At 47.5% G+C, this 23,182-nt stretch carries 23 protein-coding genes and 1 pseudogene; 6 read left to right on the top strand and 18 right to left on the bottom strand.

The window, feature by feature from the left end; all coding sequences use genetic code 11:
• Positions 1 to 52: 52 nt before the first annotated feature.
• The 4 genes from licT to ABH897_RS11115 form a co-directional block, all read right to left on the bottom strand.
• Complete coding sequence (gene licT / locus ABH897_RS11130; protein ID WP_283654997.1) at positions 53 to 892, bottom strand: BglG family transcription antiterminator LicT; 840 nt, start codon at positions 890 to 892, stop codon at positions 53 to 55.
• A 72-nt stretch (positions 893 to 964) separates the two neighbouring features.
• Positions 965 to 2,413 carry a glycoside hydrolase family 1 protein gene (locus ABH897_RS11125; protein ID WP_283654996.1) on the bottom strand — a complete coding sequence of 483 codons (1,449 nt, stop codon included), beginning with the start codon at positions 2,411 to 2,413 and terminating at the stop codon, positions 965 to 967.
• A 1-nt stretch (position 2,414) separates the two neighbouring features.
• Positions 2,415 to 4,298 carry a beta-glucoside-specific PTS transporter subunit IIABC gene (locus ABH897_RS11120; protein ID WP_283654995.1) on the bottom strand — a complete coding sequence of 628 codons (1,884 nt, stop codon included), beginning with the start codon at positions 4,296 to 4,298 and terminating at the stop codon, positions 2,415 to 2,417.
• 654 nt (positions 4,299 to 4,952) lie between these two features.
• Complete coding sequence (locus ABH897_RS11115) at positions 4,953 to 5,150, bottom strand: helix-turn-helix domain-containing protein (protein ID WP_404592139.1); 198 nt, start codon at positions 5,148 to 5,150, stop codon at positions 4,953 to 4,955.
• A gap of 188 nt (positions 5,151 to 5,338) precedes the next feature.
• Between ABH897_RS11115 and ABH897_RS11110 the strand changes: the two genes are divergently transcribed.
• Positions 5,339 to 5,713 carry a hypothetical protein gene (locus ABH897_RS11110; RefSeq protein WP_283654994.1) on the top strand — a complete coding sequence of 125 codons (375 nt, stop codon included), beginning with the start codon at positions 5,339 to 5,341 and terminating at the stop codon, positions 5,711 to 5,713.
• Positions 5,714 to 5,809: 96 nt separating this feature from the next.
• On the opposite strand, the gene ABH897_RS11105 is transcribed toward ABH897_RS11110, so the two are convergent.
• Both ABH897_RS11105 and ABH897_RS11100 read right to left on the bottom strand, forming a co-directional pair.
• On the bottom strand, positions 5,810 to 6,508 hold the full coding sequence (locus tag ABH897_RS11105) for an alpha/beta fold hydrolase (RefSeq protein ID WP_283656219.1): 699 nt from the start codon (positions 6,506 to 6,508) through the stop codon (positions 5,810 to 5,812).
• A 30-nt stretch (positions 6,509 to 6,538) separates the two neighbouring features.
• The gene (locus ABH897_RS11100) at positions 6,539 to 7,126 is read right to left on the bottom strand and encodes a DJ-1/PfpI family protein (RefSeq protein ID WP_404520277.1); all 588 of its coding nucleotides are present in this window, start codon (positions 7,124 to 7,126) and stop codon (positions 6,539 to 6,541) included.
• Positions 7,127 to 7,872: 746 nt separating this feature from the next.
• On the opposite strand from ABH897_RS11100, the gene ABH897_RS11095 reads away from it, so the two are divergent.
• The 4 genes from ABH897_RS11095 to ABH897_RS11080 are packed head-to-tail and all read left to right on the top strand — an operon-like array spanning position 7,873 to position 11,215.
• Positions 7,873 to 9,057 (top strand): acetyl-CoA C-acetyltransferase, encoded by a 1,185-nt coding sequence (locus ABH897_RS11095; RefSeq protein WP_283654992.1) that lies wholly within the window; start codon positions 7,873 to 7,875, stop codon positions 9,055 to 9,057.
• Between the two features lie 57 nt (positions 9,058 to 9,114).
• On the top strand, positions 9,115 to 9,855 hold the full coding sequence (locus tag ABH897_RS11090; protein ID WP_134910779.1) for an acetoacetate decarboxylase: 741 nt from the start codon (positions 9,115 to 9,117) through the stop codon (positions 9,853 to 9,855).
• Positions 9,856 to 9,896: 41 nt separating this feature from the next.
• A complete protein-coding gene (locus tag ABH897_RS11085) occupies positions 9,897 to 10,562 on the top strand; it encodes a CoA transferase subunit A (RefSeq protein WP_404591911.1) in 666 nt (221 codons plus the stop codon).
• Positions 10,559 to 11,215: a 3-oxoacid CoA-transferase subunit B gene (locus ABH897_RS11080; protein ID WP_404591909.1), complete on the top strand. Its 657-nt coding sequence runs from the start codon at positions 10,559 to 10,561 to the stop codon at positions 11,213 to 11,215. Before ABH897_RS11085 ends, ABH897_RS11080 begins: the two co-directional genes overlap by 4 nt.
• A gap of 238 nt (positions 11,216 to 11,453) precedes the next feature.
• On the opposite strand, the gene ABH897_RS11075 is transcribed toward ABH897_RS11080, so the two are convergent.
• From ABH897_RS11075 to ABH897_RS11060, 4 genes are all read right to left on the bottom strand, one after another.
• Positions 11,454 to 12,434, bottom strand: coding sequence for a hypothetical protein (locus ABH897_RS11075; RefSeq protein ID WP_404591907.1), 981 nt, complete (start codon positions 12,432 to 12,434; stop codon positions 11,454 to 11,456).
• A 3-nt stretch (positions 12,435 to 12,437) separates the two neighbouring features.
• Positions 12,438 to 12,617 carry an H-type small acid-soluble spore protein gene (locus ABH897_RS11070; RefSeq protein ID WP_044645186.1) on the bottom strand — a complete coding sequence of 60 codons (180 nt, stop codon included), beginning with the start codon at positions 12,615 to 12,617 and terminating at the stop codon, positions 12,438 to 12,440.
• A 57-nt stretch (positions 12,618 to 12,674) separates the two neighbouring features.
• Entirely contained in the window at positions 12,675 to 12,914 is a 240-nt protein-coding gene (locus ABH897_RS11065) for a hypothetical protein (protein WP_014280296.1), read from the bottom strand.
• Positions 12,915 to 13,080: 166 nt separating this feature from the next.
• The gene (locus ABH897_RS11060; RefSeq protein ID WP_044645187.1) at positions 13,081 to 13,479 is read right to left on the bottom strand and encodes a RidA family protein; all 399 of its coding nucleotides are present in this window, start codon (positions 13,477 to 13,479) and stop codon (positions 13,081 to 13,083) included.
• 352 nt (positions 13,480 to 13,831) lie between these two features.
• On the opposite strand from ABH897_RS11060, the gene ku reads away from it, so the two are divergent.
• Complete coding sequence (gene ku / locus ABH897_RS11055) at positions 13,832 to 14,746, top strand: non-homologous end joining protein Ku (RefSeq protein ID WP_404520288.1); 915 nt, start codon at positions 13,832 to 13,834, stop codon at positions 14,744 to 14,746.
• Positions 14,747 to 14,802: 56 nt separating this feature from the next.
• On the opposite strand, the gene ABH897_RS11050 is transcribed toward ku, so the two are convergent.
• The 8 genes and pseudogenes from ABH897_RS11050 to ABH897_RS11015 all read right to left on the bottom strand — a co-directional run bounded on the left by ABH897_RS11050 (position 14,803) and on the right by ABH897_RS11015 (position 23,181).
• Positions 14,803 to 16,689 carry an ABC transporter ATP-binding protein gene (locus tag ABH897_RS11050; protein WP_404591904.1) on the bottom strand — a complete coding sequence of 629 codons (1,887 nt, stop codon included), beginning with the start codon at positions 16,687 to 16,689 and terminating at the stop codon, positions 14,803 to 14,805.
• A 20-nt stretch (positions 16,690 to 16,709) separates the two neighbouring features.
• Entirely contained in the window at positions 16,710 to 17,906 is a 1,197-nt protein-coding gene (locus ABH897_RS11045) for a nucleotidyltransferase domain-containing protein (RefSeq protein WP_404592137.1), read from the bottom strand.
• A 3-nt stretch (positions 17,907 to 17,909) separates the two neighbouring features.
• A pseudogene (locus ABH897_RS11040) lies at positions 17,910 to 18,374 on the bottom strand (lasso peptide biosynthesis B2 protein); the annotation flags it as partial.
• 1 nt (position 18,375) lies between these two features.
• Entirely contained in the window at positions 18,376 to 18,678 is a 303-nt protein-coding gene (locus tag ABH897_RS11035) for a lasso peptide biosynthesis PqqD family chaperone (RefSeq protein ID WP_283654985.1), read from the bottom strand.
• The gene (locus tag ABH897_RS11030) at positions 18,647 to 19,708 is read right to left on the bottom strand and encodes a serine kinase (RefSeq protein WP_404591902.1); all 1,062 of its coding nucleotides are present in this window, start codon (positions 19,706 to 19,708) and stop codon (positions 18,647 to 18,649) included. The genes ABH897_RS11035 and ABH897_RS11030 overlap by 32 nt, the downstream gene beginning before the upstream one ends.
• 109 nt (positions 19,709 to 19,817) lie before the next feature.
• Positions 19,818 to 19,946, bottom strand: a complete 129-nt coding sequence (locus ABH897_RS11025) for a paeninodin family lasso peptide (protein WP_013369856.1) — start codon at positions 19,944 to 19,946, stop codon at positions 19,818 to 19,820.
• A gap of 44 nt (positions 19,947 to 19,990) precedes the next feature.
• Positions 19,991 to 21,916 carry an asparagine synthase-related protein gene (locus ABH897_RS11020; RefSeq protein ID WP_404520293.1) on the bottom strand — a complete coding sequence of 642 codons (1,926 nt, stop codon included), beginning with the start codon at positions 21,914 to 21,916 and terminating at the stop codon, positions 19,991 to 19,993.
• The gene (locus ABH897_RS11015) at positions 21,913 to 23,181 is read right to left on the bottom strand and encodes a sulfotransferase family protein (RefSeq protein ID WP_404580758.1); all 1,269 of its coding nucleotides are present in this window, start codon (positions 23,179 to 23,181) and stop codon (positions 21,913 to 21,915) included. Before ABH897_RS11015 ends, ABH897_RS11020 begins: the two co-directional genes overlap by 4 nt.
• Between the last annotated feature and the right edge of the window lies 1 nt (position 23,182).

The following is a 23,182-nucleotide window of genomic DNA, read 5'->3' as shown; positions in this document are numbered from 1 at the left end:
GGCAAACGCAGGCTCCTTTAGGAGTTTGCGTTTGCCTATTTGAATTGAATCTTCATTCGTTTGAACTCATAAGAAGCCGGCTAATATGAATCGTCAGGTAGATTTGCTCTTCTCGGGTCAGAATGAATTTGAACGATTTTTCAATGTATGATTTAATGACAAGCGTGCATTGATGCTCTTTGGCAAAGGTTGTACTTATATTGTCGTAGAGGAAAAAATTATCGGAGTCCAGCGGACGTTCCTCAAGTAAACGCTGCGCAAGAAATTGCAAGTGTGTCACAAAACGTGAATAGTTTATGGATTCCGTATCCAGTTCAATCCCGAAATAGTGATTGATAATTTTCAGAACATCTTTGATGAAATTCGTCATGAAGATAACGTCTTGCAGTTGCCCTTCGAGGTTTTGCGCGTTGACAATATGAAAAGCAATATTGCCGCCCTCTTCCTCCGGCAATCGGAGACCCAGTCTGGATTCGATTTCTTTCAGTGCCCGAATGCCAATTTCGAATTCCCGTGGATAGAATTTCCGCACCTCCCACAGCAGCCTGTTCTGTAGGATGATTCCCGATTTAAAGCGAATAACCGCCAGATGAAGGTGGTCTGTTAACGTGAAATACACCGAATCAATCAGCTTAGAACCCAGTGTTTTCTCCGCCATTTCCACAATTCGGCGTGTGATTTCCAGGTATTCGGCAGGTGTTTCTTCCATGAGCTTGATCAGATCTTTGGAGGTCTGGTCTTCGAGCACATAGATTTTTTCGATCTTGGAAGGATCAATGAAATTACCGATCTTGTTGCTATATCCGATAGCTTTCCCCATAACAATGATATCTTCCCCGTTCTCCTTCTCGGCAAGAACAATACTATTATTGAGAATTTTGACAATCTTCATATGTGTGGAGAACCCCCGTATCCATATAAACTCAGAACCTGCCACAGCAGGCCCTGAGCTTATTTATTCTTCTTAAAGATTATCTCCGTTACTTGCAATGACTTGCTTATACCAGTCAAAAGATTTCTTCTTCATTCGTTTGAGGCTTCCGGTGCCATCATCATGCTTGTCCACATAGACAAAGCCATAACGTTTCTTCATCTCTCCCGTTCCGAGCGACACGGAATCTATGCAGGCCCAGCTTGTGTAAGCGATCAATTCAACACCTTCGGCAATCGCCTGCTTCATTTCTTTGATGTGACCCCTCAAATAATCAATACGATAATCATCATTAATATTTCCGTCCTCGTCCACGATATCCACGGCACCCAGACCATTCTCGGCAATCATCAATGGTACCTGATAGCGATCATACAAGGTATGCAACGTATAACGCAGTCCGATAGGGTCAATCTGCCATTTCCATTCACTTTCCTGAAGGTATGGATTCTTAACACCGCCCAGCAGGTTGCCACCGGTCTGTTCCTGATTGGGATCTGAACTGACACATACGGACATGTAATAACTGAAGGATGCAAAATCCATGGTTCCGCGTCTTAAGATATCCGCATCGCCCGGTTCTTGATGAAGTGTGACCCCCTCCTGCTCAAAGAAATGCTTCGAATAGGAAGGATAATATCCGCGGTGAAGAACATCGGCACAATAATAGATTTTCATCTGCATTTCCCGGGTAGCCAGCATAATATCCTCAGGATTGCATGTCAGCGGATAAAAGGTGAAGTGAGTCAGCATGGACCCAAATTGGAAGTCCGGATTAATTTCTCTACCACGGGCTACCGTCAGCGCAGAGGCCACAAATTGATGATGGAGTGCCTGGAAGCGGAGCTGGGCATTGTCCCTTGTCAGGTCGATTGTTTCACCGTTCTCATCATAGATGATACCTCCGGCTTGATAAGCTTTTTGTGCAAGGGTAAGGCAATTGATTTCGTTAAAAGGAATCCAGTACTTCACATCATTCTTGTAGCGATTCAACAGTACCTCAGCATACCGCAAGTAATGCTGAATCATCTCCCGGCTGGCCCAACCATTAATCGTTTTGGACAGGTGGAATGGAAACTCATAATGCGCAATCGTAACGAGAGGCTCGATGTTGTATTTTTTCAGCTCGGCGAATATCCGGTCATAGAATTCAAGGCCCTTCTGATTAGGCTCCGGCTCATCTCCGTTAGGGAAAATACGCGTCCAGTTAATGGAAAGACGGAACATCTTGAATCCCATTTCGGCGAGCAATCGAATATCTTCCTTATAATGATGGTAAAAGTCAATGGCTTCATGCGTAGGATAACGTTCTGCCGGGTCAAGCTCAAGGGTAATCCTGCGTTTCTGGTGGATGGAACCGCCCGTGAACATATCCAGTGTGCTGACTCCCTTGCCGTCTTCGTTCCAAGCCCCTTCAATCTGATTGGCGGCTGTGGCTCCGCCCCAGTAGAAGCCTTCAGGAAATTGATTAGCATTATTCATATTATATTCCTCCTTTGGTTATTAATGTCATGATAGCATCGCCAGGTTGTACATTTGGCAATGATTTGCTCTTAATTTCTGTAAAACTGTCGGTATTGGTTACAATCATCATAGTAGTAGGGTCCAGGCCAAAAGCCTTGATTGCTTCAATATCGAACTCAATCAACTTGTCCCCCTTGGATACGGTATCTCCTGTTTTCACAAACGCTTTAAAGCCAGAACCCTTCATTTTCACTGTGTCTATCCCGATATGAATGAGCAGTTCTACCCCATTATCGGTTACCAGTCCCACTGCATGTTTGCTTTTATAGAGGGGGGAAATGATCCCATTCATCGGTGCGTAAAGGATGTTCTCCCCAGGCACGAAGGCAATTCCTTTTCCCATCATTTCTTTGGAGAAGACTTCATCCGAAACTTCGCTCAGCGGTATGCTCTGTCCACTAAGAGGAGCATAAAGTTCAACAGTCTCTTGCTTGCCTGAAGGCACTTTGATGGACACGGACTGGGCAACCGACTGAGCAACTGTTCTTTCAGTCGGGTCGACCGGCTCATCAAATCCGATAATTCTGGCCAAGATAAACGTTACGACAAACGAAATGGCAAGCGTAATGACGGCTACCGTGAAATTGTTGCCGGCCCCAACGAACATCGGAAGCGAAGCAAGGCCCGGACCAACAACCACATAGGCTTTGAGATGCATCAGCCCTGCGAAGACTCCAGCAACACCGGCCCCGCCCATTGCGGCATACAGCGGTTTTTTGAGCTTCATCGTTACACCGTAGAGCGCAGGCTCCGAAATCCCGAAAGATGCCGTAATACCAGATGAAATCGCAAGCTGGCGAAGAGAAGAACTCTTGGTGCGTGTAGCAACTGCAAAGGATGCGGCGCTCTGCGCAAAGTTGGAGCAAAGGTGGGCAGCCAGAATCAGCATATCATAGCCCGGATTAGCGATAGACGAAACCATAATAGGAATGAAGACTTTATGAATACCCAGGGATACAAAGATAGGCATCAATACAGCCAGAATGGCTACTGCAATAAATCCGATATGGTCCTGAATCAGCAGAATGCTTTGAGTGAGGCCATTGCCCAGGAAAACACCGATCGGGCCAAGAGCCAAAAAGGCTACAGGTCCGGTAATCAATATAACAATGAGCGGACTGAGAAACACTTTGACCACATTGGGCGAGACTCTGTCGGCAAAACGTTGAATGTACCCCATGAAAAACACGATCAGGATGATCGGTACGACTTGTCCGCCATAATTGGCCGGAGTCAGCGGAATACCGAATAATGCCAGCGGATTACCTTCAGTAAACAAGGCAGTCATTTTGGGATGCAGCAACGCCGCACTCACAGCTATTGCCAGCGGCACACTTGTTTTAAATTTGACGGCAGAAGAGTATGCTACCAGTACAGGCAGGAAATAAAAGGCTGCATCCGCAAGGTTACTAAGGATGATATAAGTCTGGTCAGCTGTCTTTAAGATCCCTGTCATCGAGAGCAGCAACAACAGCACCTTGAGCATCCCGGCTCCAGAGACTGCCGGAACGAGAGGCTGGAAGATTCCCGCGATTAAATCAAAGAAAGAGCTGATACTGAATCTTTTTCTGGTTGAAGATTCAGTGGGCCCGGGAGACGACCCTCCAATTTCGGGCAGTTCCCGATAGACGTAGCTAACTTCATTTCCAACGATCACCTGGAACTGGCCGCCACTGTTCACTACGCTGATTACTCCATCTACCTTCTCAATAAAATCTTTGTCCGCCTTGCTCACATCCTTCAATGTGAAACGCAAACGTGTGGAGCAATGATATACGCTTTCAATATTTCCCTGTCCGCCTACACCTTTTAAAATCTGGGACGCTGTTTGTTTATGGTCCATAATAATCCCCTTCTTTTTCATTTAACTGGAAAAGTTAACAAAAAAAGACCCAGATAAAGTACGACAGTACATAAATGTACCATTGAATACTCTACCCAGGTCTTGCCTGCATTATCAGTAACACGCCCAGTTAAATTTTGTAGTTGTAAGAAATCAATTAAATTCCGGAATAAAGCGATTTCATCTTGCCTGAATCTATAATACATGCTGATTTTGAAAAAGTAAAGGGGGGCCTTCAATTCTTATTCTGAGCACAATAAATTCAATGGACTGCGATTTCATAGCGGCCTTGTCCATAATTACCTCCCGTCGGAGTCATTGATCGTTAAAGAAAAAGAACAACGATACAAAGGGCCGATATGGCAGCCCTAAAATCATCATTCTGCTGCTGCGTGAAGGCCGGAATCTTCCCCTTATAGCTCAAGGTATATTGATAACTGCTAGAGTCTCCATGGATTTAAGCAGTACTTGTAACTCGCCAGCTATCACTTTCTCCTTGATAAGTTATTACCTTATTTGAACAAGCTGCTAGTAGAACAAATATTGAGATCATGGGACAAACAAAAGAATTTTCCTCATCGAAACATTCCTTATATGTTTACTCAGCCCAGTATATTATGCAAAAAGACCGTTAATAGTAACGGTCCATGTCAATTATTCAGTACTTTCTTTGGCATTCGGTATGTACTCCAGAAGATCACCGGGAGTAACACCTAATCCGCGACACGATGCACCGAGTGTATCGTAATCTATACGTTTGGTGGCATTGCCAGCAAGCGAGGTAATTGTGTTTCGACTCACGCCTGTTAACTCCACTACATCTTTGTTTTGTAATCCACGTTCTCTCATCATTTCTCCAAGGCGACAACGTATACTCAAAGGTTCCATAGAAATCCCTCCAAAAAAATAAGCACTACATGTTGACATATTGAAATGTTAACTAATATTCACGTACACCCATCGTAGCAAAACCATTCGTTATTAGCAATATGTTAAAGTTCCAAAGCATTTTTCAACTATCCAATAGGAGGCACAATTATATGTTTATAGCACCAGAAACTAATTCACTCGCACTAGAACGGGCAGCGATGGTATTTGGACCCTATGATCAATCACATATGTATGAGATATTTGAGGGAATTATTTACGGTGAACACTACTTCTTTCACATTGAGCATGGTTGCTTGTGGCTCCGTCATGTACTTAAGATAGACCATCCTGAACATACACACTTATTCGTCGACGGTGACAGTGGTGGACTACAACTTGCAGAAAACATTCAGTGTGATCTTATGACAGTTGTATCGGATACTATTGAAAGACTACATACTATGGATAGCATGACATTTTTACTCAACGAACTGCTGTGGCTAGAGAATCGTGGAGATATCAAATTGAATTTCGTAAGAGCATGAAATAGCCCCATCTTATCACTAAGATCAAGGCTATTTACAATTACATTCCGTTTTTCAACGTATCATAGCCCGTACCGCAGACGCCATCCAGAGCGGTCAGAGTTGCTTGAGCAACACATGCGCAAGCAACTCTGGATTGCTAATCATGACGTCATGGGCCGCGTCTATCTCGATATAGCGCCAGCCTGAGTCCCTCCGCACGCGCGACAGTGATCGCTCAAGCAGATCTCCAGGTGCCTGAGTGCAACGTATATAGGATTTTCGTTGAATATCGAACGGGCTTTCAAAACGCATTCGCTCGAAATATGTATTCACTGGTTGCGGCGTCAACTGAGCGTCAACCCATGGCTGATCCGGCTCTCCGACCCCGAACAGAGCTGCTGGAAGTGGAGGAATGTTCCAGCTTTCATCTGCGGCTGCCTGTGCGCCATAGTCTTCAATTAGTATCGGAGCATGGTCCAGCAGCATCTCACCATCGCCCGGCAGAAAAGCATCGAGTAGCACAAGATGTGAGACGACATCGGACAGTTGGAGGGCTGCGGCACTCGCAGGAAACCCGCCGTAGCTGTGACCGACCAAGGTGACATCATCGAGATTCGCAGCCCGAATATGATCCACAATGTCGTTGATATGCGTCGTCAGATTCACGTCTCGCGAGAGCGCGGGTGCCCGTTCGGCAAGCCCGGTCAGCGTCGGCGTTGTGACGAAATGGCCTTCTGCTTCGAGCAGCGGAACCACACGCTCCCAGCACCATCCACCATGCCATGCGCCATGAACTAGCACGAAAGATGTCATCATCGAACCTCCTTATCTCTTGCAATATACTTATCTAGCAAAGGGGTCATCATTTTTATTGGAATTCCAGATGTATTCAATTTGATTAGCCACCTGTTGAGCTTTTTCAAGACCAAAGTGGTCAGAAACAAAGCCTAAGGACATATCTATTCCAGCGGATACACCCGATGAAGTATAGAACTTTCCATCTACTACCCATCTTGCCTTTGGAATCCAGTCAACTTCCGTGTCGATGGATTTCACCCAATCAAAGGCTAATTTATTGGATGTGGCGCGCCTGTTTTTTAACAAGCCTGTTTTAGCAAGCAGCGCAGAACCTGTACAGACGGTTATACAAAAACAGGACTGTTCCGCAATCTCTTTGACCTGTTTCATAAATTGATCGTCATGGATTAAACTTCTTGTCCCCTGTCCGCCCGGGATCATGAATATGCCATCGGGCTTTGCTTGTGCAATAGGTTCTGTAACAATCTTGGTTTTTTGCCGACTCTCAATAATTCCCCCGTTCATAGAGAAATATTTTAAGTCATACTCTTCAGGCAGGCGGCCAAAAATCTCAACGGGTCCGAATACATCCAGTGTTTCAAAATCATCGAACAAGCATATGTTAAAGTCCATACGACTCACCTCCCTCAAAGATTAATCATACTATACACCCTGTTTCCTGAATTAAACAATATAAAAAGCGCCTTTTCGGGCGCTTATTCAGGCCGCATCAACTTAGCAATGAAAGTGCTCTTGAATTTCCTTCTGTGGAGATTCAGGAGCTTTTTGTGTAATTGGGGTGACACCGTTAACAAGAAGCAAGCTGGCACAATTATGACGAAGATCATGAATATTTAAAGGCAAAGCCGTCTTCAGAAAATTCTGAAGGGCTTTTTTTTATTTCCCAGCGATGAGTTAGGTTCTATTTGCGAAGAAAAGGAAGGGCGTGATTAATGAGGAAGGTGTGCAAACTCAACGATTGGCCTCGTCTTTTTCACGTATTGATTAGAAATTTCATTTTTAACAGAAAATCCAATTTGTGATCATTATTTTCAGAAAAATCGAGAAATTAACAGAAAACATTAGAATGGCCTATTTATTTTGGAGTATATGGCTTTATAAACATCTGTATACAAATATATGTAAATATTTGAACATTGAGCAAATTCTGCATTGGGACTATGATGAAAATGGTTTTAATTTCCAACGAAAGAAGGCGATCGCACCGTCACACCCACCGTCTTAGGCACCATGATATGCCCGCATGCAAATGTATCTTGCAGTCGCTGTACTTCGTAAGGTAAGAGCGAAAATTACGAATGGAATTGCAGTCATGGATGTATTGTGTCTTGAACACAGCGAAAGGAATGTGAATTTTTATGAAAAAAGTAGCTTTAGTAAGCCCGTTAAGAACAGCGGTCGGCTCTTTTAACAAAACCCTTGCGCCCCTAAGCGCTCCTGAACTGGGAGCAATTGTGATGACAGCATGCCTTCAGCAAAGTAAATTAGAGCCTGCTTTGATTGATCAAATTTATTTGGGAAATGTTCTTCAGGCGGGCAATGGCCAAAATCCTGCCAGACAGGCGGCACTGAAAGCCGATATCCCCATTGATGTACCCGAATCAACGATAAACACGGTTTGCGGTTCAGGACTTCATGCCGTTGCTTTAGCCTACGATTCAATATTGGCCGAACAAAGCAACATCGTCTTGGCCGGAGGTATGGAGAGCATGTCAAACGCCCCTTATCTGCTAAGGAATGCAAGAAACGGCTACAAGCTTGGCAACGGTGAATTGGTAGACTCCCTGGTGGCCGACGGACTTACGTGCCCGATCAATAATTACCATATGGGAATTACCGCAGAAAATGTTGCCGAGAAATATGGAATTTCAAGACTTGAGCAGGATGAGTTTTCCTATGAAAGCCAGATAAAGGCTTTAGAAGCAAAAAACAAAAAGGTTTTTGAAGAGCAGATTGTTCCGGTCATGATCAAAAACAAAAAAGAAACTATTTATTTCACGGAGGACGAACACATAAGAGGAAATACAACGAAAGAAAAACTTGCTCATTTAAAAACTGCGTTTAAGGAGAACGGAACGGTTACCGCCGGAAATTCTTCGGGGATCAATGATGGCGCGGCAGCTATGCTTGTAGTGTCGGAAGACAAATGTAAGGAACATGCGTTGAAGCCGTTGGCATATATCAAGGGTTATTCACTTGTTGGCGTTGACCCTGCATATATGGGAATGGGACCGGTAAAAGCCATTTCGTCACTTCTTAAAAAACAGGGAATATCCATCGATGCCATTGATCTTTTTGAAATTAATGAAGCGTTCGCCGCACAAGCATTAGCGGTATTGAAAGAGCTTGGGGTCAGTCCGGAGAAGGTGAATGTCAATGGCGGCGCGATCGCGATCGGGCATCCTGTCGGTGCAAGCGGTGCCAGGATATTGGTTACGTTGGTTCATGAAATGGTGCGAAGATCTTCACGTTACGGCATAGCCTCGTTATGCATCGGAACGGGAATGGGAATAGCGATGCTGGTTGAAAATGCACTCATTTAAAATGCGTGTTCAAAAGATGACTTTTGGAACTACCTCTTAAAAGGAAGGGAGATCGCTATGAATCAAAAAGATGTACTTTCACTCCAATCCATGCCTGCGGCCAGCGGCAGTTATGGGCGCCCGCCATGCCGCTTCATCAACCGGGAATTTTTTATCATTACCTATGAATCCGACCCCGCTGCGATTAGACAAGCGGTCCCGGAACCTCTTCAGCCGGATGGAAGCAATACTGTTTCCTATGAATGGATCAAGATGCCCGATTCATCCGGTTTAGGAAGCTATGAGGAAAGCGGTATTGTCATTCCGTGTACTTTTCAAGGAGAACCCTGTAATTTTGTTGCCCAAATGTATTTGGATAACGCGCCTGCTATTCTTGGGGGACGTGAAATCTGGGGATTTCCGAAAAAATGGGCGAAGCCTCATCTGATCGTTGAGGATACGGAGACGCTTACAGGTACATTGCATTATAATCACGTTCTAGTGGCCACGGGAACCATGCCTTTCAAATATAACATTCTTGATGAACAGGAAACGGCTAAAGCCATCGCAAAAACACAAGTTAATTTAAAATTAATTCCTGATGTTGACGGTACCCCCAAAATTGCTCAGTTAGTAGCGTATAATCTCGACAACATTACTGTAAAAGGCGCCTGGTCAGGTCCTGCCAGATTAAGCCTGATCCCCCATGTCAACGCTCCTGTGGCAGATTTGCCGGTTCAAGCTTATATTGGCGGAAAACATTTTATTGCCGATTTAACGCTTCCATATGGAAGAGTCCTCTACGATTATCTCCAATAAAGCTTGCTTTCCTAAAAATATATATATAAGGAGAAGGAACCATGAATAACAAAGTAATTTCCGCTGAAGAAGCAGTTAAGAAGGTTAAAGACGGAGACACGGTGATGGTCGGAGGTTTTCTGGCAGGAGGCTTTCCGGAGGATCTGGTACGTGCGCTTGTCGACACAAATTCAGCCAGCAATCTCACGATCATTTCCAATGACACAGGCACGCCGGAATTATCTATCTATAACCTTGTAAAAAGCGGCAGAGTAAAGCGGATTTTTGCATCCTATATCGGCTCCAATCCGGAAACGGGCAGGCTCCTTATGACGAAAGAAGCGGAGGTTCAGCTCTTCCCGCAAGGCACGCTCGCTGAAAAAATACGCGCAGGGGGAGCCGGTTTGGGCGGTGTTTTAACACCTGTAGGTGTAGGCACCATAGTAGAGGAAGGAAAAAAGAAAATAGAAATTGACGAAAGGGAATATTTGCTCGAACTGCCGCTCAAAGCGGATGTGGCGCTAATCAGAGCCCATAAGGCTGATGAAGAGGGGAATCTTGTCATTAACGGCTCTTCACGCAACTTCAATTTGGTTATGGCTACAGCGGCAGAGTATGTAGTTGCTCAGACAGACGAATACGTAAAGGCGGGAGAAATTGACCCCAATCATGTCAACGTTCCCGGAATATTTGTCGACGCGATTGTAAAGGTGGGTGGACACGCATGAATAACAGAGAATTAATTGTTCGAAGAATAGCCCAGGAATTCAAAGATGGCGAAGTTGTCAACCTTGGTGTTGGAATGCCTACAATGGTGGTGGACTATATCCCTGAAAACATTCATATTATGCTGCAGGCGGAGAACGGAATCCTCGGTGTAGGTCCCAAAGCGGCTCAGGGAAAAGAAAGACTCGATTGTATCGATTCAGGCGGAAACTACGTTACATCTGTAGAAGGAGCTTGCTTTTTTGACAGTGCACTTTCATTTTCCATCATCCGCGGAGGACATGTGGATATCACCGTTTTGGGCGCCCTGGAGGTCGATGAGAAAGGTAACCTTGCAAGCTGGATGATCCCGGGGAAAAAGGTGCCGGGCATGGGGGGAGCCATGGATTTGGTGGTCGGAGCCAAGAGAGTGATTATAGCCATGGAGCATGTGAACAAAAATGGGGCGCCGAAAATACTGAAACAATGCAAGCTGCCCCTGACCGCTGTAAATGTTGTAAAGACCATAGTAACCGAAAAGGCTGTCATCGATGTTATTCCGGGTAGAGGGCTGATGCTGAAGGAAATTGCCCCGGGTTTGTCAGTCGAAGACGTTCAAATGGCGACAGAGGCTAAACTGATGGTTTCACCACATTTGAAGGCCATTGCAGTGTAAAGGTCATGAGAACGGAACAAGCCCTTAAGGGGAGATGGGTACTGACTCCGATGAAGTTTCAGGTCCGTGTGGGCTAATCCCCCGTGAAGGCTTGAGTTCTCTCGACCGCATTCATTTTTACAAGTAGGGTTCGCTAATTGCTCAATGAGCAATTGCGAGCCTTTTTTTGTTGGAGTGGGACCATTCAAGCAGCATTCATGCGATGAAAGTCTACAGCTGTGCAAATAAAATGCGCCTTTTATGAGCGTAAAATCCAATCCGCTACATGCTCAGCCACCTTCGTATGGTTAAGATAAGCAAAGAAGTTGTGGGGATTGGAACGCCCAGTGTGACTATCTTTCCAGAATGTCTGAATAAGCGGCTGATCATCAATACTTTCTATTAAATTTCGATTCAGCATCAGATGGAAATCATCTTCAACCGTTGCATCATGCGCAATGTAGTCATCCTCGGCGTTAATATTGGTCCAATTTCTGATATTTGCGGGATACATACCGTCGTCAGGCTCATTGGAATCATACAAGCTGCGCTTTACGGCTGGCTCGCCTAGCGGATTACCCAATGTTAGCCATTCGTTAACTTTGTGTTCCCATAGATGTTTGTATTCGCTCATACGTGAAAATTTCCATAAAACATCGTAAGCCACCATGCATCCCATACTATGGGAAAGCAGCATGACATCCTCTCCACTACTTAAAGCCTCGGCTAGAGGGGACTGTAGCCTTTCGCGAATTTGGGAGCCTATTACACGACTGGTTAAATAGGCTCCCAGATCAGGGAGAATCCTTTTGATCGCACGGGTACTCATACCAAACAAAGAGAGGTAAGGGCTGAGTATTTTTGCAGCATCATCATAGAAGTGTATAGTGGGTTCATTGGCTATCAGACGCTCGTATTCCTCCGGGGTCATATGATCCGTTGGTCGATTAATTAATTGTTCCATACTTTCGTCGTAATAATGGTCTGGAACGTAGAAATCTCCATCGTCTTCTTCAAAAAGTTTTCTGTACCGAGGCCGACTCTCTAATAAGAGCCGATTGTTGATGTCACCATAATAACTAAATGTCAGTAAAATCTGCTCTTGCTCCAGCTTTTGTGCCGCTTCCTCGTTCACTCGACGCAATCCTGCGATCAGCGCTTTTTTAATGAGACGAAGCATTTCGTCGCATCTGGGCTTTTTGTCACGGCCATGGATAATGACCAGATGTTTGGTTCCCATCTCCTATCGCTCTTCCAGACGATCCACACGGACGGTTTGAGTATTGCCGGGGTTGCTGCCCACCTGTACGGTAGCCATACCGTTTGCTTCATCCACATGCTCGATCCAGATCGGTTTACCCTCTAATTGCACGGCAATGTTTTCGGATGAATTGTAAATCGCTTTTGCTCGTTCCACGTTCATGCTGATCTCCTCCTGATGATTTGTTTTGTATCCATGTATTCAGAAATACAGGTACACCTAGTCCTCATCTATAATCCGTTCAACGTCCAGTGAAGGTATGCTATGAGAAGGCGAAGTTGAAACCACAGCCTCCAAATCCACATGACCCACAGCTACAGGAAAAGGCGGCTGGATTCCATGGGAAAGGGCAAACTCGGGCGGCAATGCATCCTGTTCGCCTCCGGCGGGTCCCCGAAAGGCGATATGGCTTTGACCCACACGATGTCTGATTTGCCGAGGATATGATTTTCCGGGCATAAATTGTGTACCTCCTTTTGAATCGGATATGCCTTACTATGCACCAAAAAAGCTGCAACCATGCGCAAGCGGATTTTTCGTGAGTTTAAACATCAAACAGCCCCAGCTTCTCACGAAGACCGGGGCTATCTATGATTCCATTCCATAAATGAGGTACGTATTATTTTTATGCTTTAGCTGCCCAAATTTCAATTTCAATTTTTATTTCAGGCAATCCTAGAGCAGTAAGGTAGCCGATAGTCATTGCAGGATAATCATTCCCGAATAACTTTTCCCATTGGGAATACATGTAATCCCAATCTATCTGCTCAGTTGCCCAAACATTTACTTTAATAATATTGTCAGCGGTTAATTGTTCGGCGTCCAAAACTGATTTAATGTTATTAAAAGTATTGCTGATTTGCAGGTTAAAGCTTTCTGGGAATTGGCCATTCTGATCTACTCCAATTTGACCTGAAGTCACGAATAGCTCTGAATTTCTGGGAATTTTAGTTATATGTGTGTAATTCCCTACTGGTTTTGGCATGCCTGCTGGATTTTTTCTAATTATTTTTTCATTTTTCATTTAATCGACCTCGTCATTCTAAAATTTTTCTACCGTTTCTCCTAACCATTTTTAGGCAGACTCCACCCATAAAAATGATTTTAGAAAAAAACAGCAGTAGAGTATCCATATCCAAAAGATATAAAATTTAATGATCTTTTCTTCATGACATGAACACTCCTTCCTTATAAAATGGCAAGATTATTTATTATTCCTTATCTTAATATACCCAATGTAACTTAACAACCTCAAATCATCGTGTTATGCGATGTAGCTCTCCGAAGCATACTAAGTGAAAAATGAATATGCTCACAGCCGAGCGTTGGAATCGAAGGATACAAAATGCGGATTAAAGAAAAGGAGGACTGGCGGTATGCATACGGTCTGGAAAGGCGCGATCAGCTTTGGGCTGGTTCATGTGCCCGTTAAGATGTTTTCGGCTACAGAGGATAAAGATATTTCCATGCGTTATATTCACAAGGAATGCGGAAGTCCGCTCAGTTATGTACGAAAGTGTCCCGTTTGTGACAAGGAGGTCGAATGGGAGGAAATTGGTAAAGGCTATGAATACGAAAAAGGGAAGTTTGTCATGTTCGATAAGGAGGAACTGGAGCAAATCAGCGGACAAGCGGATAAAAATATCGTTATTTTGGATTTTGTGGACTTGCAGGAGATTGATCCAATTTATTTTCAAAAAACATATTATTTGTCCCCGGATCAGGCAGGCTCCAATGCTTACAAACTGCTTATGAATGCCATGAAGGATACCGGAAAAATTGGCATTGCTCAAATCTCAATCCGATCCAAAAGCAGTCTGGCGGCTATTCGTGTGCTGGATGAATGTTTGGCGGTGGAGACAATGTTTTACCCGGATGAAATTCGCCCGGTGTCCCAGGTTCCTAATCTGCCGGGGCAGGAGGAAGTTAAAGAGAAGGAGCTGACGATGGCAAAAATGCTCATTGAGCAGCTATCCACGCCTTTTGATGCAGCAAAATACACGGACCAGTACCGCGAGCGTCTGCTGGACCTCATTCAGCATAAAGTGGCTGGAGAAGAGATCCGAATCGCTCCGTCTCAGCCGCAGACCAATGTCGTGGACCTGATGGCTGCACTCCAGGCCAGCATCGAGGCAGTGAAGCCTGTCGTTGCCGATATCGGCCCTGCTGTGAAAAAACGCCCTGTGCGTAAAACAGCAGCCACAACAACACAACAAGCAGTGGCAGGAGATGTCGTTTCCCCAACTCCGATCAAAAAGAAAAGAAGCACAGCCAAACGCAAGGAAACCTGAGACTGTGCCCATTCCATATCCAGTGGGGAGTTAAGCATTGTGAACAGAACAGGCAGCTAAGGGGTGGAGATCACACTGCTTTGGTATGACAGCAGTTGACTGAACGCCCCCCGCTCCTCCTGCACCAATTGACGGTAATTCCCCTGCTGTATAATCTCTCCCTGCTCCAGAACGACAATCTGATCGGCATGACGAATGGTCGACAGACGGTGAGCAATGACGATCAACGTCATTTGACCTTTCATCCGCTCCAGCGCCGCCTGAATATCGGCTTCATGCTCCCCATCCAGCGCACTTGTCGCCTCATCCAGAATGAGTACCGGAGGACGATGCAGGACAGCCCGCGCTAGTACCAACCGCTGACGTTCCCCTCCAGACAGGCGAATGCCGCGATCCCCGATCACCGTGTCCAGCCCTTCGGGCAATCTGGTAACAAAGCCATCTGCGGCTGCAAAATGTAACGCTTCCCATAACTGCTGCTCGCTCGCATTCGCATCGGCCAGCTTCAAATTTTCACGGACAGTGGCATGAAACAAAAAAGGGTCCTGCGACACATACCCAAACGACTGCCGCCACTGTGGCAACAGCTCGTCGTCCAGCACATGTCCGTCCATTTTAATCTGGCCATGGGTTGGTCGTAAAAATCCCATCAGGACGTCAACCATTGTACTTTTGCCTGCGCCCGATTTCCCCACAATAGCCGTCATTCCCCGAGCAGGGATGAATAGATTTATTTGGTGTAATGCAAGCTCTGCTGTACCATCATACCGATAATCCAGACCACTGCATTCAATGCCCGTACGAAGATACAAGGGCTGGCGTGCAGATGCAGTTGTAGATGCAGTTGTAGATGCAGATACAGATTTATGGGTTACCGATAAATCGCTTGGAATGCGAGTCTCAAAGGTTGTAAGTGCAGTCAGCGATGGATCTGAGAAAGCTTCGCATTCCTGCTGTACCTTGGTCACACTTTCAAAAGCAGACAGCATAGACATGATATATTCCAGACTCGCTTGAATAAGGGCAAACCTTGGCCATAAGCGAGAAAATATAAGGATGAGCACAATCAGCTTTTCAGGAGAAACGTGTAGCCATTGCAATGACACTAGCATGATGCAAGCGATAAACACGGCAGCCGCCGTGCGGTGAAAAAATTGTGTGGTGGCATTTTGCCGTACAAACTGGGTTGTGTTGTCCTCCATACGTTGGGTCAAAGATCGAAACCAGTCTATATTCGCAGCTTCCAGCAGATTGCTTTTAATATCCTTCATCCCGTTCATATGGTCGGTAATTCCGGCAAAATAAATCTGCGATAGCTCGGTGGTACGGTCGCCCAGTTGTTTAGCGTTTTGAATGGACCTGCGAAACACGACAAACAACCCCAATCCGCACAGGAACACCAGCCCGGTTAAAGAAGGAGACAGCCAAAAAGCCAGCGCAATCTGAATCAGCGTAAAAATAACGGCTGTGGTGAGCTGGAGAAGCAGATTGGTTCCCTGACTAACACGCGCCAGCTCGGTCGTCATCACATGACTGAAATCAGACTTTCGCTGACGCAAGTAAAAAGTCCACTGGGCCTTCATAAAGGAGGTATACACGTCTATTCGAAGGGAACGCATGAACCGTTGCTGAATCCGCGAATTCAGAATGGATTGGTAACGCTGAAGAAGTGCCTGCCCTATGAGCAGTAACACAAAAAGCAGCAGCATTCCCGGCAACAGCCAGCTTTTAGGGATGTTTGACAAGAAAAGATCAAATCCGCCTGACAGGAAGGGTATCCCTGCATGACCGCCAAATATGCCGATAGCCGCCAGCATGGGAACAAGCATGTAAATACCCAGCCCCTCCAGCAAGCTGACGATGATCATACATCCAATATTGAGAAATAAAGCACCGCCATTCACGGCGTACAGCTTGGTCATATATAATCGCAGGTGGTACATAATGCACGCTCCTTATCAGGTCAGTGCTTTGAGAATCGCCGTTTTAGCCAGAGAAATGGACGTAGAGGGATGTACAGAAAATGCAGCTGACGAGGCAGCGGTAAAACGGCCGGATCGCCCGTAGAAGGAAGCAAACGGCTGATCAGGTACATCAATCGGTGGCTCGGCCCCTTTAGGGAGAGCAAATAGGATCGACTGGTTGGCTGGTGGGTAGCTGGTTCGGCTACCGGGTACTCCGCGGGTACGCTGGCCTGAATGAAGTCCAGCGCGCTCAGCGCGAGCCTGTGCGCCTGCCGGGTAGCCGCTACCTGACGCAGCGGCTCTGGTACCGAGGTGCCCAGCAGCGCGGCGGCGAGCGCCCAAGCCTGCCCGCCCACAGGCACGCCCCCGTATCGGCGCAGCATCGGCAGAAGCGCCTCCCAATCGACGGCGCGTACCGCAAGCCTGTCGATGTCAACCAGCCAGCGCAGCCTGAACCAGCCGTGACGCGCCCCGTGTGCGCTGAGGTACAGAAACTGGTGCTCGCTGCCAAGCGTGTACATACAGGGTGCTCCTGTGGCTGTGGCTTCACTCATTTGCCTGTGATCCCACAGCTCGTCAAATGAAGGTTCTCCGCCTGCATCCGGCTGGAGCCGCCAATGCAGCTCTATCTCTACCCGCTTATGCGGATGAAGAAAGGACGCATGATGGTCCTTCCATTTCCAACTGCCCAGGACACGTGCTTCTCCGCTTTTGGATACATACCCGGCTTCCCGCATCCAATGCTCCGCCTGATCCATGTCGTCCGGGGCAATGAGTAAATCCACGTCCTTGGAGGTACGCAGGGAAACATCCCCGTACAATTGCTGCGCCAAGGCAGGACCCTTGAGCATAAGTACACGGATGCCATGATTCATGAGCAGCCTAGTCACACGTCCGGCTTCCGCCTGCAGGTGTAGCATACGCAGAGTGTTCCGGTGATACTGCGCCTGAAGGTTGCGCAGCAACTCAGCAGGAATGGCCGGATGATTTATTCTTTTCAACTGGAGATATACCGCAGGTACCACCCGATGGTGCTCTGCCAGTCGCAGCAAGCGGGCCCAATCCAATCCATACAGAGCAGCAGCATCGACTGTATCCAGCCTTGGAGTGGCGTCTTTTCGCAGTAAAAAGAGCAGCAGCGTCAATTCCTGATCCTCATTCCAGCGGTCAGGTTTCAGAACAGTATGTGTGTACATGCTTTCAGCAATCTTCGTATTTGGGTCCGTCACAGCACGCCTGCCGAAGGTGCCGACTACGGTAAACGCCCCCATCTCCCGTTCGCCCGTAACATAAATCGATCCGCTCCGCACCCAGGCATGTGCCGCCAAACGTCCCGCAGCATTCTTGGCTGTGCCAAGATACAGTGTGCAGTCCAGCTTTCTGCGACCCAGCAACGTCATTGCGGCAGCAGCCTGCACAAGACAGCTACTGCGCCAAGGGGTATACCGACTTGCCAACTCCACAGCATGTGAAATATGCCGAACGGCTTGCTTCTGCCGGGCATCACACTCCCAAGAGGTTTCTTCCATCCGTATTCCCCAGCCGCGTGCATAATCTTCAAACGGACGATGCTGGTGAAGACGCGCCCATCCCAGTTGCAGCCAGGCTTCCGGCAATAGTCTCCTGACCTCCGGGGATAGACGACGAAGGCGTTGAAGCCACATTTTAAACCGTCTCCCGCAAAAGCTTGAGCAGTCCTTCCCGCTCCAGTTCAGTCACAAAGGTATGTACCTGCTGTCTGCACCGTTCCTCGTCCACTTCATATTCATCCGTCAGAGCAGCTACGATCTCCCCGAGTGAAGGGCAGGATTCCGCCAGTTCCCAAATTCGTCCTCCCGTGAAGCCGAGATTATAATATTTTCCTGTGTTGATGCTCATCATGACCTTTTCCCCGTCCATGTCACTGACATAGACTTCCTCACCGTGAATGACACGGTCATGATCCTTCGTCGAATGAGTAGCTGCCATAGCTGTTTTCCTCCTTACGAATGATATCAAGTACCCGATCTACAACCTCGGACGCGGTAAAAGACGAGCTATCCCTCAGTAGTCGCCAGCCCTCCACCTGCCGGGCCAGCCGGGCTGCCGTTCCAAAATGCCATTCACCCAGACTCATTCGCGGAATGATCACCCTGCGATATGTATGAAGCAATAACGTATGCAAGAACTCCAGCATGTTCAAAGGTTGCTCCGTAACCGCCGCCAACTCCCCTTCACGTTGGAACTCACGGTTGGGGGACTCTGCCACCAGCTCGAATACACCTCCCAAGGGAAGCGGTTTGTTGTGGAAGTAATCCACTCTCGGCACGGCATATTTATTCAGCTCACCTGTAAGCTTGCGCAAATGTCCATTTTTGAGCATCGCAGGATTTCCGTCCATTAAAACAAGCCCGTGATTACTTTTGCGTGCATGCTGATTTCCCTGTAAAGCCTTCAGCTGGAGCAAGCTTTCCAGACCCAACTTTTGCTGCGGGTAAGCCGGATAGACTATAGTTTCGGAAGCCGTAGCTTGCATAGCAATAACATCATCACTGACCATCCGATAGCCTGCCTGCGTAAAAGCAGCAGCCAGCGTCGATTTTCCTGCTCCGGATTCGCCCACGAAAGCATAGGCCCTGCCTCCGATAACTACCGCACTCCCGTGAATAGGCAGTATCCGTCTCTGCATCAGAAGGACACCCATACATGTGCCCAGCACAAACAACCGCACCGTATCCGGATCAGCGCCAGAGTAAGAGCATACTTCAATTGCCCTGCCTCCCCAGACGGCGTAAATGGCTGTGTCCGGTATATGGAACATAAAGCGGTCACCCTGCATCACAAAATTAGCCTGCTCCAGTTGATCGCTCCATGCTGTCAAATCAGCCTGACGAATGACCACATCCTCCACCGCTCCCGGCGCTGCGGGTATCAATTCAGGCAGGTACAGCTCGCTGGCAAGTTTGAGTCCAAAGGCTGTATACATTGTCAGGTTAACATTGGTACTCCTGTCATGCACGATAGGACTCACTCCCTCTGTCCTTTAAAAATCCCGCCTTTATTTCTTCGAGCAAAGTCTCCAACCCCCAAGAAATAAAGACGGCTGTGTATTGAATAATTGCCACTCTCTAGCTTGGGTTATACAAATCGGCATCGTGGTCAGATACCCAGTCAATCTGTTTCCAGCCCTTACCTGCCATCGTCTGGTTAATATCCAGTACCTCTATGGTTGGCTCTTGCCATTCTTTTTTACTCATGTCATCACCTCCCCTCCAACGAACGACGTATCTGTCTGACCAGATCAGTTAAATCCGCGTATAAAGCGGTACACAATCAGACTGTGCATTAGCAGCCGTATGCTGGGATCGGACGCCTGCTCCGGTCGCGGTTGACGAAACTTCGCCATAGCCGTTTTAATGACATCGATATTCAGAAATTCGGCGGCATGTAAATCATGGCACAGCAGTTGAAGTTCCCCCATAAACGTCTCCCAGCAGGGGAGCATACGGTGCAGCCAATCCGCAGGCTGGACACCGCGTACACGCTGGTTTAACCGGACATCATCGGGCAAATAATCCCGCATAGCTCCGCGAATAAGTGCGCGATCCCGGCCGTTTTGCACGTATTGCTCAAAGGGCACCGACAGGCAAAAGCGGATCACCCGGCTGTCTCCGGTCGGATCACGTTCCCACAGTCCGTATCGCAGCGACAGTTTGGTCGCAACCACACCATTTTTGTTCGCAATCGCCAAATTCGTGAACTTTTCTTTTCTCGCCTGATCTGCATTCTTCATCCATCCGGTTCCACTCAAAGTCGGAATGTCCTCCACATTCATCCGCTTGGCAAACTCCGGGTGAATGAGCGAAGGAACCGGACTCCGATTACCGCCGCGTAACCAGGAACGAGAATCGAGCGAGGTCGCTTTTTTCAGCATCACGGGTAATAAATGCGATACTCGCCTTCCAGTCAGCTTGCTGTACTGCCACAATCCCTGAAAAGATTGCAGCCAGTGCAAACGACGAAGCTGACGGGCATAATAGTCCAGCGCAGGCCCCCACGAAATGGTAAAATTACCTCGCGCTCCGGTTAGCAGCACACCCACATTTTGTTCCTGTGCTTTTTCATAAAAGCCTCTGATCCAGAACGAATTTTCAAAATATTTATAGGGAGCTTCCATCAATTCCAGCCAGATATCAATTTCTGAAAATGGGCTTTTCCCCTCAAAATCCAGGTAATTTTCGTGAATGTTGCCCACATATCGAGCCGTGGATTGGATATAGGCCCGTTCATTTGCCAGCAATGTCGACGGTGTCCAATCCGTAAAATCCTGTACGGGCACATAGCTGTACGCATGAAGAGGCTTTTGCTGCAATCGCAGCGACGGTGCGGCAAAGCTGGCAACCGCACCGGAATCCAGACCGCCACTCAAGGCCGCTCCCACGCCACGATGCGTGCGCAATCTGGCATTCACCGCCTGTGAGAATACCTCGCGAAAAGCCTCCACGTACTCGCCGCCGGTTTTGAGCCGCAGCGGCTCCACATCATCCAAAGAAGCATATTTATGGATGGTTGACTTTCCCTCCTCCATGGTGAACCAATGGGCGGGCGGGAGCTGGTTTATATGCTTGTAGCCAGTAGTCCCAATATCGACGGATTCCTGCATGGCGCGGATCGACAGAAATTCCGCCAGCCACGGCTCATGCAATTCTTTTTGCAGGGAAGACAGCGTCAGAAGAGGGGCTACTACTGTACTGAATGCAAACCCTCGGTCATGTTGGTATGTATACAGCGTGCGGCTTCCTGCCATATCACGAGCGCCATATAATCTGTGCCGCCCGGCATCCCAAATGACAAAGGCAAAATCGCCTATCAGATAGCGGGCCGCGTCGAGGGCCCATTTGTCGTATGCCAGCAAAATCAACTCGCTGTCCGTGATGTCGTGCCGCCGTTCCTGTCCCACCCCCAGCCGTTCAAACAGCTCGAAACGATTGTCAATAATCGCATCCGCCGTGATTGCCAAATTCCGTTCCTCGTCATAGAAAGGGAGACGCTCATGGACGGATTCCGGTGTCACATGCTGCGCGTGGCAGCCCAAGAATATGGAACCCTCACACCAGGCGCAAACGCGGTCGGCGGGATATTTTCGCAGAGCTTGCATCATTTTACCGCCTTCTTCGGTGCATACGGGCTCATGTCCGAAGCTGTATATTCCGGCAATCGCACTCACGTTTTCCCCCCTTTTTCTTTTTCCATACCTGATAGCGCTACAGACGCCCAGCGACCCAAATGACGAGCAAAGGGGATACGAGATCGGAGCCGTTGATTTCTGCGTTGGTAGGTTTGGAGCTGTGCGATAAGACGATTCCGCTCCTCATAGCTATGTGCCAGCCTATTTTCCAGCGATTGGAGACGTCTATCATTTACAACCTGTACAGCATCATTCTGTCGAGAATCCTGAAGTACAGGATGCTGTTCTGCTTTTATTATAAATCCCCTGTTATCCGCATCCTGCTTTTCCAGCATCCGATAAGCGTTCTTCCACTCAAAGCCGCTTTGCTGGAGAAACTGGCTCGTACGCCGACTTAGTAGCTCCACATCGGCTTCCTCTTCAAACCTTACCCCGGTGATATGCTCGGCCTGCTCCAGTGCTTCCCCGTAGCCAAGTTGTGTAAACATACGAGCTCCGATGCTTCTGCAGTACAGCTCGATTTCCTTTTTGTTCAACAGATGTTGCCAGCTATGTACCGAGTCCAGATGCGTCTGTTCATGCTCCCCCACGAACGGATCACCCGCTCCCATGCTGTAAAATAGACTGGATTTAGGTGTATCCGCAAAATCCCCGTACTTTTCTATGCCTGGTTCATAATCGACACCCAGAAAATCGCACAGCCTCCCGATCTCCACCGCTGGGTTGGCTACAAGTTGTTCATACACAAGCGGGTATGCAAGCGGATGAGGCGTAGCAAAATAATGTGCATAACGGAACAAACCGACCGTAATATCCGTCATTTTCATATTAAAATGCGGGCTCTCCAGCTCCTCCAGCAGATGAAAGCGTTCGCTGCGCATCTGATTAACTTTTTTGAATGAAGCCGCGATAGATAAAGGATTACGGATAAGCCATACCCTGCGGGCTGCCGGGAAAAGACGGTCTATAAATTCCAGCACCGTATAGTAACGCGGGGATTTGTCGATAACCATATTTGCTTTAGTCCCTTCAAGCAGACCGTTATAGATCTCAAGTGCATACGACCGGGAAGCCTGCTCCAATACGTGCGGAGGAACCATACCGTTAAAAAACTGCCGGATGATTCCAGTTCCCCCATAGGGACGTGTTTGCGACTGGGGAAGATCATACAGGCTGAGCAGGAACCACATTTCCTGCGTAGCAAACAGGCGGGAGTGGTTTTGCAAAATGGTAGTCACTAGCGAGCTTCCACTTCGGGGGACACTAAGCAGGAAAACCAGTCCCTCGCCTTGCTTATCAATCAAG

Source organism: Paenibacillus sp. RC73, assembly GCF_044908085.1.
GTDB classification, from domain to species: Bacteria; Bacillota; Bacilli; order Paenibacillales; family Paenibacillaceae; genus Paenibacillus; species Paenibacillus terrae_A.
Note: the sequence above shows the minus strand (reverse complement) of the source record. Positions and strands in the feature narration are given on the sequence as shown.

Coding starts and splice junctions, on each gene's coding strand:
- ABH897_RS11100 (WP_404520277.1), bottom strand. CDS start 7,126: ATGGACTTTAACATATGCTTGTTCGATGATTTTGAAACACTGGATGTA.
- ABH897_RS11060 (WP_044645187.1), bottom strand. CDS start 13,479: ATGAAAAATGAAAAAATAATTAGAAAAAATCCAGCAGGCATGCCAAAA.
- ABH897_RS11095 (WP_283654992.1), top strand. CDS start 7,873: ATGAAAAAAGTAGCTTTAGTAAGCCCGTTAAGAACAGCGGTCGGCTCT.
- ABH897_RS11125 (WP_283654996.1), bottom strand. CDS start 2,413: ATGAATAATGCTAATCAATTTCCTGAAGGCTTCTACTGGGGCGGAGCC.
- ABH897_RS11085 (WP_404591911.1), top strand. CDS start 9,897: ATGAATAACAAAGTAATTTCCGCTGAAGAAGCAGTTAAGAAGGTTAAA.
- ABH897_RS11110 (WP_283654994.1), top strand. CDS start 5,339: ATGTTTATAGCACCAGAAACTAATTCACTCGCACTAGAACGGGCAGCG.
- ABH897_RS11115 (WP_404592139.1), bottom strand. CDS start 5,150: ATGATGAGAGAACGTGGATTACAAAACAAAGATGTAGTGGAGTTAACA.
- ABH897_RS11080 (WP_404591909.1), top strand. CDS start 10,559: ATGAATAACAGAGAATTAATTGTTCGAAGAATAGCCCAGGAATTCAAA.
- ABH897_RS11070 (WP_044645186.1), bottom strand. CDS start 12,617: ATGAACGTGGAACGAGCAAAAGCGATTTACAATTCATCCGAAAACATT.
- ABH897_RS11105 (WP_283656219.1), bottom strand. CDS start 6,508: ATGACATCTTTCGTGCTAGTTCATGGCGCATGGCATGGTGGATGGTGC.
- ku (WP_404520288.1), top strand. CDS start 13,832: ATGCATACGGTCTGGAAAGGCGCGATCAGCTTTGGGCTGGTTCATGTG.
- ABH897_RS11090 (WP_134910779.1), top strand. CDS start 9,115: ATGAATCAAAAAGATGTACTTTCACTCCAATCCATGCCTGCGGCCAGC.
- licT (WP_283654997.1), bottom strand. CDS start 892: ATGAAGATTGTCAAAATTCTCAATAATAGTATTGTTCTTGCCGAGAAG.
- ABH897_RS11050 (WP_404591904.1), bottom strand. CDS start 16,689: ATGTACCACCTGCGATTATATATGACCAAGCTGTACGCCGTGAATGGC.
- ABH897_RS11035 (WP_283654985.1), bottom strand. CDS start 18,678: ATGGCAGCTACTCATTCGACGAAGGATCATGACCGTGTCATTCACGGT.
- ABH897_RS11045 (WP_404592137.1), bottom strand. CDS start 17,906: ATGTACACACATACTGTTCTGAAACCTGACCGCTGGAATGAGGATCAG.
- ABH897_RS11120 (WP_283654995.1), bottom strand. CDS start 4,298: ATGGACCATAAACAAACAGCGTCCCAGATTTTAAAAGGTGTAGGCGGA.
- ABH897_RS11075 (WP_404591907.1), bottom strand. CDS start 12,434: ATGGGAACCAAACATCTGGTCATTATCCATGGCCGTGACAAAAAGCCC.
- ABH897_RS11065 (WP_014280296.1), bottom strand. CDS start 12,914: ATGCCCGGAAAATCATATCCTCGGCAAATCAGACATCGTGTGGGTCAA.
- ABH897_RS11025 (WP_013369856.1), bottom strand. CDS start 19,946: ATGAGTAAAAAAGAATGGCAAGAGCCAACCATAGAGGTACTGGATATT.